Source organism: Microbacterium sp. MPKO10 (assembly GCF_026107415.2).
Lineage (GTDB): Bacteria > Actinomycetota > Actinomycetes > Actinomycetales > Microbacteriaceae > Paramicrobacterium.
In genome coordinates this window covers 933,274-949,027 of record NZ_JAPCHX010000001.1, presented here as the reverse complement: position 1 = coordinate 949,027, position 15,754 = coordinate 933,274, and the positions used below count along the sequence as shown (strand labels likewise).

Here is a 15,754-nt window from a genome sequence, read left to right as displayed (position 1 = left end):
TAGCCGCTTGCCCCGCTGACGTGCTCGCGGCGCCCGGCGCTCACGCGGTCAGCGTCCGACGCGCTCAGAGAGTTCAACCAAGCGGTGAGAGAACCCCCACTCGTTGTCATACCAGGCGAAGATCTTTACTTGGTCCCCCACGACCTGGGTGAGAGGTGCGTCGAAGATCGCGGAGTTCGGGTTCCCCACGATGTCGGTCGACACGAGAGGTGCTTCGGAATACTCAAGGTACGGCTCGAGCTCGCCCGCGCTCGCCGCAGCGCGGAACGCCTCGTTCACCTGCTCGGCGTCGACGCGGCGGGTGAGCGTCACGGTCAGATCCGTGATCGATCCGATAGGCACGGGGACGCGCAGAGCGAGTCCGGTGAGCTTGCCGTCCAGCTCGGGGATGATCTTTCCAATGGTCTTGGCTGCCCCTGATGAGGTGGGAATCGTCGACATCGCCGCAGTACGAGCGCGACGCAGGTCCTTGTGCGGTGCGTCCTGCAGACGCTGATCATTCGTGTACGCATGGATCGTCGTCATGATGCCGGACTCGATGCCGAATGCATCGTTCAGCACCTTGGCCATGGGAGCGATGCAGTTTGTCGTGCACGAACCGTTTGAGATCACGTCAGCGTTCAGATCGACGCTGTCATCGTTCACCCCGAGAACGACCGAGGGAACGTCACCGGAGACCGGTGCCGAGATGATGACTTTTCGGGCACCGCCTTCGAGGTGCTGGCGCGCCGTCGCAGCATCCGTGAAGATTCCGGTCGACTCGATCACGACGTCGACGTCCGCCTCGCGCCAGGGGATGCGTGCTGGCTCTCGCTCGGAGAACACACGAAGTCGCGTCTCACCGACCGTGATCGAATCGCCGTCAACGCTCACACCCTCGAGGTGGCCCGACAGCGAATCCCACTCGAGAAGCGACGCCAGTGTGGCGGCGTCCGTGATGTCGTTGATGGCGACGACATCGATATCGGCATGACTGCGCAGCGCGGCACGCAGGTAGGTGCGGCCAATTCGGCCGAATCCGTTGATTCCAACACGGACGGTCATTGTGTCTCCTTGTTCATTGTGTTCTCGCTGATGCCGCGTGCAACAGCGCTACAGCGCCGCGGATCGCGGCGTCCATGGGCCCCTGGCTTCGTTCTGCCCGGGCAAGCACGTAGCCGCCCTGAATGACAGCGGCGAGGGTTCTCGCGAGCTCTGCCGGGTCGACGCTCGTGGGGAGCTCACCCGCGTCGATCGCCTCGGCGATCGTGCTCTCCCACCGGTCGAGCATGACGTCGAAGGCCGCACCGATGACGCCGATCATTTCGGAATCGGCAACAACATCCGGATCCTGAGTCATGCGTCCCACCCGACACCCGCGAGTGCCAGGACGTGGGCGTTCAAGATGCGCCGTCATGCGCTCAAGGGGCGACCCTTCGCCCTCGAGCGCCGACGTTTCACTCGTCAAGGTCGCGATGTGCACAGAGAGCGCCTCGAGGGCGAGATCATGCTTTCCCGCGAAGTGGTGATACATGCTGCCCTGGCCGACGCCGGCTCGCTTCATCACGTCGCGGGGGCTCGTCGCAGCGTAGCCGCGTTCCCACAACAGATCGGCCATGGCCTCGGTCAGCTGGTCTCGTGAACTCATGACCCGACTGTAACAACTAGTATGTACAGAATCAATAACGGGTATTTGTGCCGCTGTTCAACCAGAACAGGGCATGCGTTCGCGAGCCCACATAAGCTTGGTGTCATGGTGCGTGAATTGTGGGCGGGCGTGACGGCGCTGGGCCGCGGCTTCGGCTCGTGGCGCACACGCCCACGACTCATGGCTCTGGGGCTCATTCCCGCGGGCATCGCGTTTGTCATCCTGGCCGCTTCGCTCATCACATTCGCGGCGTTCCTCCCGACGATCGTCGAGTGGGCGACGCCGTTTGCCGCATCATGGAACGAGGCGGTGCAGGTCATCGTTCGCATCGCACTGGGGCTTGTCGCCTTCGGCGCAGCATCCGTTCTCGCCGTTCTCACCTTTACGGCACTCACCCTGGCGATCGGCGACCCGTTCTACGAGCGCATCTCGCGTGGCGTTGAAGAGGATCTCGGTGGCGAAATTCCGGATGCTGAAGGCGGATTCTGGCGCGGAATCGTCGATGGTCTTCAGCTTGTCGCTCTCGGTGTGCTTGCCGCGGTGCTCATGTTTCTGCTGGGCCTCATTCCGATCGTCGGATCGATCGCGGCCGCGGTGCTCGGCTTTATCATCACGGCCCGTCTGCTGGCTCGCGAGCTGACATCGCGCACGTTTGAGACGCACGGTGTTCCGCTCGGCGTACGCCGCAAGCTGCTGAAGCGGTTTCGGTGGCGCGTCCTCGGCTTCGGCATCGTCACGCAGCTGTGCTTTCTCATTCCGCTGGGAGCTGTCGCAGCAATGCCCGCTGCCGTGGCGGGAGCCACGATGCTCGGGCGAGACATGCTCGCGGCGGCGTCGCAGCCCCCACAGGCGCCGCCGGAATCCGCGCCCTCCTCCTGAGCCGTCGGGGTGGGCTCCGCCGTTCAGACTGGGTGGTCAGACAGAGATGACCCAAATGGCGGATCACGCTGCGGCGATCACGTTGCGCAGATCACCCAGTCAGACTTGCCTCGCGCCCGGCCTGGATAATCAGCTTCCGAGCATCCTGCTCCCACAGCACATCGGGGTCATCGAGCGGATTCGCGTCGAAGACAACCGCGTCTCCGTACGCTCCCACACCCAGGTGACCAAGCCTCGCATCTCCGATGAGTTCTGCGTTGACCTCGGTCAGTGAGCGGAGGGTCTCTGACACCCCGCTCGCCGCTACCTGCAGCCGCACACCGGCGAGCTGGTCGTCTTCGAGGTCACCCATGAGATCGCTGCCGAACCCGACCCGCACACCCGCAGAATGCGCCATCTGCACAGCTTCTTGCCCTTTTGAAAGGACCTCGGTGTTCTTCGCGAGCGATACCTCGTTCAGCCCAATATCGGCTCCACGGCGATCCATCGCGTCATATGCGGCGAGCGTCGGCACCAGGAACGCACCGCGATCCGCCATCGCCTGTGTCGTCGCCACGTCAATCAGGTTGCCGTGTTCGATCGAGCGCACCCCGTTCGTTATCGAATGCATGACCGCTTCCGATGAATATGCGTGTGCGGCAACGTAGCTTTCCCTGCGGGTCGCCTCGTCGACGACCGCCCGGATCTCCTCGTCAGAGTACTGAGGAAGACGGATCGGATCGGTCAATGAGAAGACGCCCCCCGACGTCATGATCTTGATGGCATGTGCCCCGGTGCGCAATCGCTCGCGTACAGCAACCCTCAGATTGTCGACGCCGTCGACGATGGAGCACATGTGCCCGTGCGAGAAGCAGACGTCGATATGCTGACTGCGCGGGTCCCCGTGACCACCGGTCTGGCTCAGTGCCGGCCCGGTGAAGTGATAACGCGGCGAGGGGAACATCCCCGCGTCGATCGCTCGCGCCAAGCCGATGTCCCCGCCCGCGACATCTCGCACCGTCGTAAATCCTCGTCGAAGAGCCGCGGCAAGACGCAGCGTGCCATTGATCGCTGTATAGCTCAACGGACCGCGCTCGTTCTCCAGTCCATCCATGCTCGTGGCGTATGCGTGGAAGTGCGCATCAATGAGCCCCGGGACCACCCATCGTCCGGAACCATCGATCGTGACGGCCTCTGACGACGGACGATCCACGACAAAGCCGTTGACAATGGCGACATCCCTGTCGACAAATCCGCGTTCCGCTCCGGCCCACACCTGTGCCCCAGTGATGGTCATCGATCCCGACATCTTCCCTCTCCTTCGTTGCGCCCACACGGACGCACAGCAATCATCGCATCGCCCTCAATCGGGCAGCCTCGACATATGAGTACGCCAGAACCCGCCGCCCGCGGTGCGTTCGCCGACTTCTCAACGACCGGGTCCGCTATATCCACATGCGCGAATGACATCTGTTGTGGAATGAGCATCCGGTCCGCTCCGTCTCACTTGGTGCCGGGACCACTCCAAAGGAGCGGCCCCGGCACGTCTGTTGTGCGCAGTTAATCGGCGCGCAGCCGGTCTGTGGCGTCGTGATCGACAGCGAAATCGTGTGTCACGACGACCCCGTAGTCTGTGTGAGCTGACTCGGCGGAGACGAACCCGTTCTTTACGTCTCGCGCCACAGCGAGAGGGTCCCGTTCACGGGCGTTTCCGTAGCCTCCGCCGCCGCCCGTTGCATTGACGAGCACGTCCCCGGTGGTGAGCTTGTTGTAACTGCCGCCCTGCACGATTTCGTCCGGGGTTCCCGGGTTGAGAACGATCCTGTTCGGCTTGCCTTCGCCGCCACTGGCGATCGACCACGGCGCTGTCTTCGTCTTGTAGACGAGGCAGATTCCAATAGCCGGAGCCGTGAAGCGGTAAGCCCGGCTGACACCGACACCGCCGCGGAACTTACCCGCTCCCCCCGTGTCCGGACGGTAACCGTAGTGATCGATGATCATAGATGATTTCGCCTCAAGCACCTCGACGGGGTTATTCCTGCATCCGGGCTCTGAGAGGTGCATGATCCCGTCTTCGCCGTCGCGAGTCGCTGTTCCTCCGAACCCGACGGCCTCATTTGTCGCTTCCTGCCAGGGGTCCCCGGTGCGCGGGTTGACGCCGAGCCCCATCATTGAGCAGACATCGCCTCCCGAACTCGCGGGTACAAGCTCAGGCATGCCCTGCGCCAAAGCCTTGACAATGACCTCTCCGGCGAGCAGGCCTGTCCAGAGGGTGAACGTGGGCATTGGAGGGACGGCATGCATGACCGAACCGGGCACGGTGACCACGCGCAACGGCGCGAAATTTCCCGCCACAACGGGTGAATCGGGCGTGGTGAGCGATTTGAATATCAGGCTCGACACGGCCTCGGTCTGACCAAGGGGAAGGTTGATGGGGCCTTCAACATTCTCGGCACTGCCCGTCCAGTCCACGACCATCTCGTCGTCAGTGATGGTGACGGTGCATTGCAGCTTGATGAGGTCGTCCTTGTTGATGCCGTCGTCGTCAACGAAATCGACCGCTCTCCACGTTCCCTTCGGCAGCTTCTCAAGCGCGAGCCGAGCGAGCTTCTCGCCGTGATCGTTGATGGTGACCATAGCCTCGGTGAGCGTTTCGACGCCATATTTGTCCGCGAGCTCCTGGGTCCGGCGCACGCCAGTCACGCATGCCGACACCTGCGCTTGAATGTCGCCGATCGTGTTCTTCGGCATTCGGCTGTTGAACCGAATGATGTTGAACACGTCGTCGTTCTTCACACCGCGCCTGTAGAGTTTCGCGGCTGGCAGCACGAGGCCTTCCTGCGAACGGTCCGTCGAATCGAGAACGTATCCCGGGTCCTTCTGGTGCAGGTCCGTGACGTGGACACGGCACGAGGCGAAGCCGATCAGCTCCTCGCCGATGTGGATCGGCGCGAACACGAGCGGATCGAGCGTGTGCGCACTCGACCAGTACGGATAGTTGATGAGGAAGATATCTCCCGGTTCCATTGCGTCCCTACCGAGGAACTCCATTGAATGCTTGATCCCGGCGTCGTTGCCTCGGGTGAACACGGCGATGCCTGGAGCATCCGCCACGACATCGCCGTTCAGATCGTGGATGCCGATGCCGTAGTCGTGGATCTCATAGACAACGGTGTTGTATGCCGTGCGACACAAGTTGCGCGCGATCTCCTCCGCCGCAGCAAGCAGGCCGTGTCGAATGATCTCTGTAGTAATTGCGTCAGCCACGTGAGGTACCTTTCTGTTTTTCGGCGTACTTGATGGCGATGATGAGCTCGCCGTAGTCGCCAACCGTGAGACGGTCTCCGTCGTGAAGAACTGTCGTCGCCGTGTGCTCGGTGACGATGGCTGGTCCGTCGATAAGGTCGCCCGCCATAAGGTCTTCCCGGGCGAGGAGCGTGTATTCCGTCTCGACATCGCCTTCAAGGGTGACCGTGCGCGTTCGGGTGGGAGCCGACTCACCGTTCGAGCGGCGCTCGGCCGAGGGCAAGTCTGGGTTGTCAACGAGCCCGACTGCGTTGAGGCGCAGCGTCGTGGTCTCGATGGGGTCGTCCATCGTGTGCCCGTATTGGCGCAGATGTAGCCTGTCGAACTCCGCACGAATGGCCCCACGTGGGTCATCGTCGTCCTCCGGGTAGTCCACCGTCACCGAGTGCTCTTGGCCGGAGTACCTGACGGCCACGACGCGATGGAAGGCCATGCGTTCCTCATCGAAGCCTTCGCCGCGGAGCGTCTCCGTCGCCTCCGCTTCCATACCGGCGTAGAGGTCGTTGGCGTGTTTTGCGTCGAGGTCGTCAAGAGCCTGGATACTCGTCCGCGAGTAATCATGCTGCACATTGGCCATCAGCATCCCGAGGGCCGAGAACGCCCCTTGCCCCGGCGGGACGATCACCTCGGGGATATCGAGCTCCCGAGCGACATCGACGGCGACGAGCCCGCCTCCGCCGCCGAACGAAAGCAGCGAGAACTCCTTAGGGTCATGACCGAGTTCGATGGTGATCGCACGCACCGCCCCCATAATCTTGGTATTCGAGATCTGGATCATGCCTCTCGCGAGGGACGGAACGGTGAGCCCGAGCTCACGGGCGATTGCGGACAGAGATTCGATCGCCTTGTCGCGGTCCAGCGTCAGCTCCCCACCGAGCGGGGTATCGACTCCGAGGTAACCGATCGCGAGTGCGGCATCCGTGAATGTCGGCTCGGTGCCTCCCTGACCGTATGCGGCCGGCCCAGGATCGGCGCCGGCACTCTTCGGCCCGACCTGGAGCGCTCCGGCCTCGTCGAGATAGCCCAGCGACCCGCCCCCAGCCCCGATGGTGTGGATGTACAACGAGGGCGTGTTGATGGGGAGGCCCTCGAATTCGGCGCCGTGGTAAGACACAGGGCTCCCGTTCTGCACGAGTGAAGCATCAAGACTCGTCCCGCCCATGTCGATTGTGATGAGGTTCGGCCTCCCAATCAGCTTCGCAAACGCCGCTGCCCCGACAACCCCTCCTGCCGGACCGGAAAGTATGAGGTTCACCGGCTGCTCCCGCGCCGCCGATGCCGTCATCGCTCCACCGCCCGAGCGGGACATGAGAAAGCGCCCGTCGAACCCACGCCGCTCGAGTTCGCTCTCAAGCGCTCTGAGATAGCTGCGCATGATGGGCTTGATGTAGGCGTCGAGGACGGCAGTACTCGTGCGCTCGTACTCGCGGTACTCACGTGAGAGCTCGTGTGAGATCGTCACTTCGACATTCGGCGCCTCGTCTTCGAGAATCTCGCGCATGCGCTGCTCGTGTGCGGGGTTCGAATAAGAGTGCAGGAAGGCGACTGCAACGGCGTCGTAACCCCGCTGAGCAATCTCACGTGCAACGCGGCGTGCATCAGACTCATCGAGTGGCGTTGCAACCGAGCCGTCGAAGTGACTGCGCTCCGTGACCTCGAAGGTGTCGTAGCGCTCGAGAAGTGCTTCCGGCTTCTGGAATGCGATGTCGTACATCACCTTCCGATCGGTGCGGCCGAGCAGATAGACGTCACGAAACCCTCGAGTCGCAATCGTCGCGATACGCGCACCTGTGCGGGTCAAAAGTGAATTGAGCCCCAGTGTCGTGCCGTGGTTGAACGTGCCCACGTCGGTCGGGTCAGCCTCGGCCTTCTCGAACGCGGCGAGGACGCCTGCCGTAGGTTCCCGTGGCGTGGTTGGCACTTTCTCAAATCTGAGCTCGCCCGTTTCGGGCACGAGCTTCACGACGTCGGTGAACGTGCCCCCGACATCGATCGCGATTCGAACGTTTTTGGACATGACAGGTAAACCCTTCCTGGTCGGTGGTCAAACTGGAGTGTCGCGAAGCGACTAGTGTGTTTATCGGCGCGTGCGTCCTGCCGCGGCGAGCCCGACAGCCGCAAGGATGATGAATCCCGTCACCATGTCCTTGAGCTGGGGGTTGAGATTCATCAGGTCGAAACCGTTGCCGATCAGAGCGATGAGGAACACGCCAGATACCGATCGCCACACAGCCCCAACCCCGCCGTAGATACTCGTCCCACCGAGGATCACCGCAGCGATTGCGCTGAGTTCGAGCCCCGCGCCAGCGAGCGGTTGGCCGGAGGAAATGCGTGAGACCCCGATCGCGGCGGCGACTCCCGCCGCCAGACCGCTCAGCGTCATCACGTACACGAGAACTCGGTTGACGCGGATCCCGGACAGCTCAGCTGCATTCCTATTGCCCCCGACGGCGTAAACGTGTCTGCCGAAGACGGAGCGCGACAGCACGACCCAGAAGATCGCTACAACGAGGACGAGCACGAAGACGGCGATGAAGATCCCACCGATGCGACTGCGCCCGAGAATGGTGAACCCGGGGGTCGTTACTGTGATGAGGCTACCGCCGGTGATTAGCACGGCTGTGGTGGTGAAGATCATCGACGATGCCAGTGTTGCCAGGAATGAGTGCACCTTCAGCCGAGTGACGATGATGCCGTTGAACGCCCCAAGCCCGAGACCGACAACCGGTGCCGCAAGGAGCGCGATCCACACACTCCCGAGAGTGACAGCCAGCCAGGCAGATACAACTCCCGCAACGCTGTAGATCGCGCCTGTCGAGAGGTCGAAGTTGCCTGAGACGATGACAAAGGTCCCGGCGGCCGCGATGATCACTAGCGAGGCATTCTGATTCAGTATGTTGACGATATTCGCGAACGTGAAGAACGAGGGCGAAAGTATCGCCAGGACGATCAGCACGGCGCCGAGGAGAATCAGGACGGCGTACTCGATCGCGATATCTTTGACCGAGAGCTTTGCTCGTGCGCGAACGGTCGTGACCGAGGTGTCTACTGCTTCTTTTGTCATGCGGCCGACTCCTCTCCAGAAGATACGTGGAAGAGCCGAAACAGGACGTCTTCCACTGTGGATTCTGCAGGGACAATTTGGTCGATGGTTCGCCCATCGGAGACCAGGTAAGCTCGGTGGGCCAGTTCTATAACTTCCTCGTGCTCTGACGAAATCAAGAGAACTCCGATCCCCTCTTCAGCGAGCCTCGAGATAAGTTCGTAGATTGTGCGTTTTGCGCCCACATCGACACCTCGAGTCGGTTCGTCAAGAATGATGAGTTTCGGTTCGGCAGCTAGCGCCTTCGCGAGAAGCGCTTTCTGCTGGTTACCGCCGGAGAACCAGCTCGCGGGCAGCTCCGTATTGAGAGGTCGCATTTCGAGAGCGCGAGCGTGATGCAGTGTGACGTCTTTCTCACGCTTCTGACTCACAAAGCCAGATGCGGCTCGCGCGCCCAGGCTCGAAAGGGCAATGTTCTCGCGCACGGAACGTTCGAGGACAAGACCATCTTTGTGTCGATCTTCCGAAACGAAGACGAGACCCGCGGCGATTGAGTCTCTCGGAGAGCGCCCGGTCCACTCACGCCCATCGAATCCGACAGTACCGGAAACAACGTCGTCGAGCCCGAAGACTGCGCGAAGACACTCAGTGCGCCCACTGCCGACAAGGCCCAGCATCCCAACGATTTCCCCCGGTCGTACGTTAAAAGACATGTCAACTACGCCGGTGTTCGTTTTCAGATTGGCCACCGAAAGCAATGGTGCGGAATCTGACGTCGGGGATGCCGAGCGAATGGGATATGCCTGGTCCATCTCTCGACCGAGCATGGAAGTCACAAGCTCCTGCTTCGTCACGCTCTCGCTCGGCGTCGTTTCAATCCGACGGCCGTCACGCATAACAGTGACGGTGTCCGCGACTCGAAGCACCGAGTCGAGGAAGTGCGACACATACACGATGCTGCACCCGCGTTCGGCAAGCTGACGCATCAGCTCTTCGAGCTGACTCATTTCTTGTGCGGTTAAAGAGGAGGTTGGCTCATCCATGACAATCACGCGCGCGTTACGAGCCAGCGAGCGAAGAATCTCGACCTTCTGCTGATCGGCGATACGCAGATCCCGTACCTTCGCATGCCCATCGAGGCCAAACCCCACGTCTGAGTCAAGCGCATCAAATCGATCGATGAGCCCGCGGCTGAGCATTCCGAAGGTGCTGTGCTCTGCACCTAGGTAGACGTTCTCAGCGACAGTCAGATCCGGAACGAGTGCGAGTTCCTGCGCGATCATGGCAATTCCACGGCGTTGGGCGAGCCCGGGATTCCACCTGTCGATAGGCACCCCGTCGACGACGATGTCACCGTGATCTGCAGAATAAATCCCCGCGATGACCTTGCCGAGCGTCGACTTTCCTGCGCCGTTCTCACCGACGAACGCATGAACCTCTCCGCGTCGGATGTCGAGCGAGACGCTATCCAGTGCCTGCGTCGCACCGAACCGTTTCGAGACAGTGTGGAGCTCGACCAACGAGTCGCCATTCTCTGATTCCGTCATCAACTATCCGTTCCACTCACCGGTGAACTCAGGGTGGGCTTCGAGGTCTTCCTTTGTCGCGATAGGTCCGAAGCCGACGAGCTCGTCGGCGTCGACAACGGATTGCACCTCTTCGTCTCGGAGAGAATTGATGATCTGCTGCAGCGCCTCTTCTCCCATGGAGGCCGGAACGTTGATGTAGTCGTTCGTCCAGGTTCCGGCGAGAACTGCTTCAATGGCTCCCGTTGTACCGCCGCTTCCCGTGAGGAAGATGCTCGACGGGTCGATGCCAGCATTCTCGAGGGCGATTTGGGCGCCCATTGTCTGCTGGTCTGCACTCGAAATGATGCCGTTGATGTCCTTGTCCCCTTGCAGGAGATTTGTCACTGCTTTGAGCGACTGGTCGCGGTCGTATCCACCTTCGACCGTCCCCACGATCTGGATATTGTCGTGCTCTCCTAAAACGCTCTTCCATGCATCGACGCGTTCAATATCGAGTGGCGAACTCAGGAGTCCTGCAAGGAGGCCGATCTTGCATGGATCGATGTCTTCGCAATACTTGACGGCCGATTCGGCTTGAAGCTTCGCACCCTTCGCGGGTGGCGAAGCAACCGTTGATACAACTCCCTCGACCTGAGGTTCCATCTCAGAGATGTCAGGGCCAATCGGGTTCAACACAGTTGCGACGGGGATATCCTGACCGAGTGGGAACGCTGCCCCAAGCGAGGGTCCGTCGTGAGGGACGACGATAATTCCATCGGCCTGCCCCGTCGTGCCAGCGTTCTGCAACTGCGAGAGCTGAGTGTTCGCGTCGAACTGGCCATCTTGAAGTTTCGTCTCTATCTCAATGCCCAGCTCGCCCGAAAGCTTCTGTGCGCGCTCTTTAATGCCGGAGTACACGGCCTGGTTGTAACCGTTCTGCGATGATGCGGCGAGGAATACGATCGAGTATGAATCGTCACCTCCTGCGTCTGCGCTGCACGCGGCGAGGCTGCTGCCGAGGGCGAGAACGCCGATTCCTGCGAGGATTCGTGTGGTGTGCTTCATTGCATCCTTCTTTTCCTGGCTTGGGTTTCTATTTCGCGACGCTGTCGTCTATGCGGTAAAGCTTCGCAACGCCGACGTCGGCGCCCGAAAGCATGCTCGGGAGCTCGGGAACGCTCTTCCCACGGCATGGATGTTCGATCCACTCCTGGTAAGCGGATTCGTCGGGCCACAGCGCGGTGACGATGATCTCGCCGCTCCCGTCCACGGCGGCGGAGATCTCTGAGCCGATCGCCCTGGTGAGGTCGAGGGACTCTTGAAGAACATTCTGATTGCGATAGAGCTCAAGGATCGGCTCAACCATGTCCGGTCTCGTTCTCAATGTCAGCATGCTACGAATCATGTCTTCAGCACTCCATCGTGGGATTTCAGGTGTTCGTCTCCGTGACGTCTTGCGAGAATCTACCCCCGGGCGTTTTTGCCGTGCAGTGCAATTTGTTGAATCGAATGGTCTGCTATTGTGCAGAAATGCGAATCGGCGTGGCAAGCGACGACCGGGGAGCGACCGGTGTTGCCGTCTTCCGCAACGGTGACTGGGTGTCCGCGCGCGTCGAATCCGCGGCGTCGTTCGCCGATCACATCGATAGTCTCCTGCGCAAACTCAGAGGCTCCGGGTCGACGGAGGATGATACGGCGACCTCAATCACCATTGATGTGAGCGGCACCCTGACGCCCCAGTTCACTTCACCCGTCACGCTTGTGAGGATCTCACCACGCCATCCCCTCGACGCAGGGCAAGAAATGTCGCACGCCATCGAACCCGAGTTCGCCGTGGACACGATTCATTGCGTTGGTGGCCACACGATTCTCGGTGAGCCGCTCCTTCCTCTCGATGTAGCCGGTCTCGAAAAGTTCGCTTGCGCAGCCCCGCGCGATTCCCGCTACGTTGTGTCGTCCGTGGGTTCTCTCGTGAATCCCGCGCATGAATTGCAGGCCGGGCACGTCCTTCTCGAGTGTGCTGACCCGGAGAGCATCGAGTACGCGCACCGGTTCTCGCACGGGTCTATCGCGGTTCGAGAACGCACCGCGCTGATCAACAGTTCACTTCTCGATGAGGCGTCGGCGATGAGTACGACTCTCGGCGTCGTCGCTGATCGGATCTTCCCGCGTGCCCGGCTGTTCGTCACCACGAATGACGGAGGCTCTGCTCCGATCGCGAGCCTTGCCGATTCTCCCGTGCACTCCCTCTACGCTGGTCTCCCGACGGAGCTCATTGGCGCGGCAGCGATCAGCGGCGTCGACTCGGGCGGACTCGTTGTCTCGGGACAACGCAGCTTCTTCTTTGGCGAGATCACCGAGGGCGTTCCGTCGGTCATCCCGCTCCACCGGGACGCGAGTGGATTGAGAGTCGCCACTCAGACGGCCAGTTTGCTCCCCGTCACCGACACGCTGCTCTCCCGCCAACGAACAGCGCCGACCATCGTTGCCCATGGTGGAGCCGAACCCCCGGATCTGGGTATCTCCGCCCATCACCGCAGCGATATCGACATTCGGGCCCTCGGCGCTGCGCGCGTGCCGAGAACGGGGTGGGCAAACCGCGTTGTCAATGTCAGCAACGCAACCGAGATGAACCAGGCGCTCACTGCTGCCCGTGCCCGCGTAGAGGCACGGCTAGTCGCGTCCGGATCATCGCCGTCTGAGATCCGAATTCTCGAGTCTCGCGTCATTGCTACGGCCTACCAGCATCCGCGGGTCGTGTCCGTTCGTGTTCGCGGCGTCGCGGGCGAGTCCGCGGAGACTGCCCTACGAGAAGCGAGGAGCCATGGAACTCACGGCTAACGCAATTGAGCATCTTCGATCGGGGGCGCTGTTTCTGGCGTGCGCAGCTGACCACGACTGGTGCCACGAGCAGCTTGACCGCATTCTCTCCTACATGTCGATGCACGAAACTACAGCGACGCTACGGCAGACCGACGCATTCGATGATGATGCACTTGTCGTCGCCGTCGGCTTCGTAAACTCAGGTCTCCCGCTTTCGGATCTCCAGCCGGTCGGCGACGAGTTTCTCACGAGCCTGAGGCTGGTCGAGGGAGCAATAGGGAAGCCCATCGCCGCACTCATGCCGTTGGCAGCCGCGAACATCAATGCGCTCATCCCCGTGCTCACGGGGATGCAAACTGGCATTCCCGTCGTCGATGCCGACCCGATGGGCCGTGTCTTTCCGCTCCTCTATCAATCAGTTTTCACGTTGGCAGGTCTGTCGGCAGGGCCGATCGGGGCGACAGGGCCTCTCGGCGACTCCGCGCTCCTGGACGTCTCCGATCCGCGCAGGGCCGAGCGCCTAGTGCGAGCACTCGCAGGTGAATTCGGCGGGTGGTCCGCTACCGCGCTCTATCCCATGCGCACCGACACGCTCGCACGTAACGGCATCCTCGGAAGCGTTTCTCGCATGATTCAGATCGGCGAGATCCTCGATTCGCGTAGTGCAACGGGCGAGAAGCACGCTGCGCTCAGGCGCGATGCCGGGGTCAAGAGGATCATCCGTGCCCGTGTCAGCGATGTGACCGGGCTCTCTCGCCCAGCACCTCCTGGGCAGCCGGATATGCCCTCGAGTGTCGTCCTCATCGAGGAGTCGCACGAGCGCATCGTCCAGATAGAAATTCAGAATGAGCTCCTGATGGTGATGATCGACGGAGCAGTGGTCGCCGTAATCCCCGACATCATCACTCTGCTGCGCCCGGAAGACGCAAGCGTAGCCAGTCTTGACGACCTGTGGGTCGGGAATACTCTCGACATCGCCGTTCTTCCGGCAGCGCCGCAATGGTATTCCCCGGAAGGTTCGGCGCTTGCCGGCCCGAACGCTCTGCACCAGTGGCTCCAATCACAAGGAGGTCGAAGATGACCCCGAAGCATGTCAGCGGACTCGTCGAACTACGCGACATCGCCGAGTCGCCAGAGCTGTCCGGACTCCGAGTGCTCTACCTAGCGAACCCTTCCAGCCGCGTGCGCGAGCTCGCGCTGATCTCAGACATCGAGGAGATGATCTCTGTCGGCCCCGACACCATGGCGCTCCTCACCCCCGACGTCGCCCGAGGCGGCTGGATGATCTCCGCTGCCCTCCGCTATGCGTGGGAACGACGCGCGTGCGCAATCATCGTCCCCGAGCAGTCGTTTACCCAGACTGTCATCGACCTCGCCAAACGGCTCGAAGTTTCCCTGCTGACCACTGACAGCGACATGCGCGCTCTTGCCATCGACGCAGCCGTTCAGATGGGCGTCGCACGTGCGGGATCCCTGGCGCGCGTGAATCGCTTTACACAGAGGGTCGCCCAGGCTCGCGATGTAACGGAGGCATTGATCCTGACGTCAGACGAACTGGACGGCGCCGATGTCAGCATCGAAACCGGGGGCGCAGTAACGTTGCGATCATCGAAATCGGAGGTGCCGCCAACGGCAAACGGGCCACACGCCAACAGAGCCGATACCGCCGACGGAAGCGAACGCGTCACCGTCCCCATCGTGTCCGTCGATTCCGAGTACGACGCCCTCGTCGCTGAGGTTCCCTCCAGCGCGACATCGCTCGCAGAACAGGTCCTCGCCGCAGCGACACCGTCAATACGCGCGCTCCTCGCCGACGCACGGCTTCAGGCGACGCGTGCCTCACTCCCCGTGATCACGATCACCGCCCTCAGCGGGGACGCGCAGAGCTACGGAATCAACGATCCATCACACACGGCCCCGATCGATGAATTCAGCTGGCTGGTGGACGGAGCATATTGTGCGATCTTCATCATGTCGGATGTCCCGGAGCAGACCGGGACAGCCGTCCACCAGCTGTGGAACGCCGTGGTACCCGCAATCCCCCTCGCGCGCCTCATTGACGGGTGGATTGGCTTCGTCCCTCTCTCAAGAGGGCGAACTCGCCTCGAGCTGCTGACGCACATGCGGCAGGGAATGGAACGGCTCAGCTCGCTCGGCGTGCGCGTCGGTGTCTCGGCAGAACACACTGCACCACGGCAGGCTTTGACGAGCGTGCGGGAAGCGTGGCTTGCGGCACGGACCGCGGACCCGATCGACACGAACGGTGCCGCCCTAGTCGAGTTCGAGCAGCTCTCGTCCCGGCTACTCCCCAAGCTCTTGCCCGCACACTTCGCCGAGCAGGTCGGGGAGCTTCTGCTTCCCGACCTGCTCGGCGATCCAGACGCAGATGAGCTCATGCGGGCGGTCGTCGCCTACCTATCCCACCGCGGCTCTTCCTCGGCCGCAGCCGCGGCCATCGGTGTGCACCGAAATACCCTGCAGACGCGACTGAAACGCGCAGAAAGGTGCGGAGTCTCGTTCTCCCGCCCTGAAGACGTGCTCCCGACCCACATGTTGCTGACAGCGCTGCTGCAAGGACGATAGGCTTCA

Annotated in this window: 13 protein-coding genes; 4 read left to right on the top strand and 9 right to left on the bottom strand. The window is 61.7% G+C overall.

Annotation, left to right across the window (positions count from 1 at the left end; all coding sequences use genetic code 11):
* Positions 1-48: 48 nt before the first annotated feature.
* Complete coding sequence (gap, locus tag OK352_RS04485; protein WP_265140188.1) at positions 49-1,044, bottom strand: type I glyceraldehyde-3-phosphate dehydrogenase; 996 nt, start codon at positions 1,042-1,044, stop codon at positions 49-51.
* A 13-nt stretch (positions 1,045-1,057) separates the two neighbouring features.
* Positions 1,058-1,627 carry a TetR/AcrR family transcriptional regulator gene (locus tag OK352_RS04480; protein ID WP_265140187.1) on the bottom strand — a complete coding sequence of 190 codons (570 nt, stop codon included), beginning with the start codon at positions 1,625-1,627 and terminating at the stop codon, positions 1,058-1,060.
* A 105-nt stretch (positions 1,628-1,732) separates the two neighbouring features.
* On the opposite strand from OK352_RS04480, the gene OK352_RS04475 reads away from it, so the two are divergent.
* A complete protein-coding gene (locus tag OK352_RS04475) occupies positions 1,733-2,506 on the top strand; it encodes an EI24 domain-containing protein (protein WP_265140186.1) in 774 nt (257 codons plus the stop codon).
* 91 nt (positions 2,507-2,597) lie between these two features.
* Here the strand turns inward: OK352_RS04475 and OK352_RS04470 are convergent, their stop codons facing one another.
* From OK352_RS04470 to OK352_RS04440, 7 genes are all read right to left on the bottom strand, one after another.
* The gene (locus OK352_RS04470; RefSeq protein ID WP_265140185.1) at positions 2,598-3,794 is read right to left on the bottom strand and encodes a metal-dependent hydrolase family protein; all 1,197 of its coding nucleotides are present in this window, start codon (positions 3,792-3,794) and stop codon (positions 2,598-2,600) included.
* Between the two features lie 251 nt (positions 3,795-4,045).
* Positions 4,046-5,752, bottom strand: coding sequence for a hydantoinase B/oxoprolinase family protein (locus OK352_RS04465; protein WP_265140184.1), 1,707 nt, complete (start codon positions 5,750-5,752; stop codon positions 4,046-4,048).
* Positions 5,745-7,808: a hydantoinase/oxoprolinase family protein gene (locus OK352_RS04460; protein ID WP_265140183.1), complete on the bottom strand. Its 2,064-nt coding sequence runs from the start codon at positions 7,806-7,808 to the stop codon at positions 5,745-5,747. Before OK352_RS04460 ends, OK352_RS04465 begins: the two co-directional genes overlap by 8 nt.
* A 60-nt stretch (positions 7,809-7,868) precedes the next feature.
* Positions 7,869-8,855: an ABC transporter permease gene (locus tag OK352_RS04455; protein WP_265140182.1), complete on the bottom strand. Its 987-nt coding sequence runs from the start codon at positions 8,853-8,855 to the stop codon at positions 7,869-7,871.
* The gene (locus OK352_RS04450; RefSeq protein WP_265140181.1) at positions 8,852-10,381 is read right to left on the bottom strand and encodes a sugar ABC transporter ATP-binding protein; all 1,530 of its coding nucleotides are present in this window, start codon (positions 10,379-10,381) and stop codon (positions 8,852-8,854) included. The genes OK352_RS04455 and OK352_RS04450 overlap by 4 nt, the downstream gene beginning before the upstream one ends.
* 3 nt (positions 10,382-10,384) lie before the next feature.
* Positions 10,385-11,407, bottom strand: coding sequence for a sugar ABC transporter substrate-binding protein (locus OK352_RS04445; protein WP_265140180.1), 1,023 nt, complete (start codon positions 11,405-11,407; stop codon positions 10,385-10,387).
* A gap of 28 nt (positions 11,408-11,435) precedes the next feature.
* The gene (locus tag OK352_RS04440; protein ID WP_265140179.1) at positions 11,436-11,708 is read right to left on the bottom strand and encodes a hypothetical protein; all 273 of its coding nucleotides are present in this window, start codon (positions 11,706-11,708) and stop codon (positions 11,436-11,438) included.
* Between the two features lie 164 nt (positions 11,709-11,872).
* Here OK352_RS04440 and OK352_RS04435 point away from each other — a divergent pair, with 164 nt between their 5' ends.
* The 3 genes from OK352_RS04435 to OK352_RS04425 are packed head-to-tail and all read left to right on the top strand — an operon-like array spanning position 11,873 to position 15,748.
* The gene (locus OK352_RS04435; RefSeq protein ID WP_265140178.1) at positions 11,873-13,183 is read left to right on the top strand and encodes a hypothetical protein; all 1,311 of its coding nucleotides are present in this window, start codon (positions 11,873-11,875) and stop codon (positions 13,181-13,183) included.
* Positions 13,167-14,246 (top strand): DUF917 domain-containing protein, encoded by a 1,080-nt coding sequence (locus tag OK352_RS04430; RefSeq protein WP_265140177.1) that lies wholly within the window; start codon positions 13,167-13,169, stop codon positions 14,244-14,246. The genes OK352_RS04435 and OK352_RS04430 overlap by 17 nt, the downstream gene beginning before the upstream one ends.
* A complete protein-coding gene (locus OK352_RS04425; RefSeq protein ID WP_265140176.1) occupies positions 14,243-15,748 on the top strand; it encodes a helix-turn-helix domain-containing protein in 1,506 nt (501 codons plus the stop codon). The genes OK352_RS04430 and OK352_RS04425 overlap by 4 nt, the downstream gene beginning before the upstream one ends.
* Positions 15,749-15,754 lie beyond the last annotated feature (6 nt).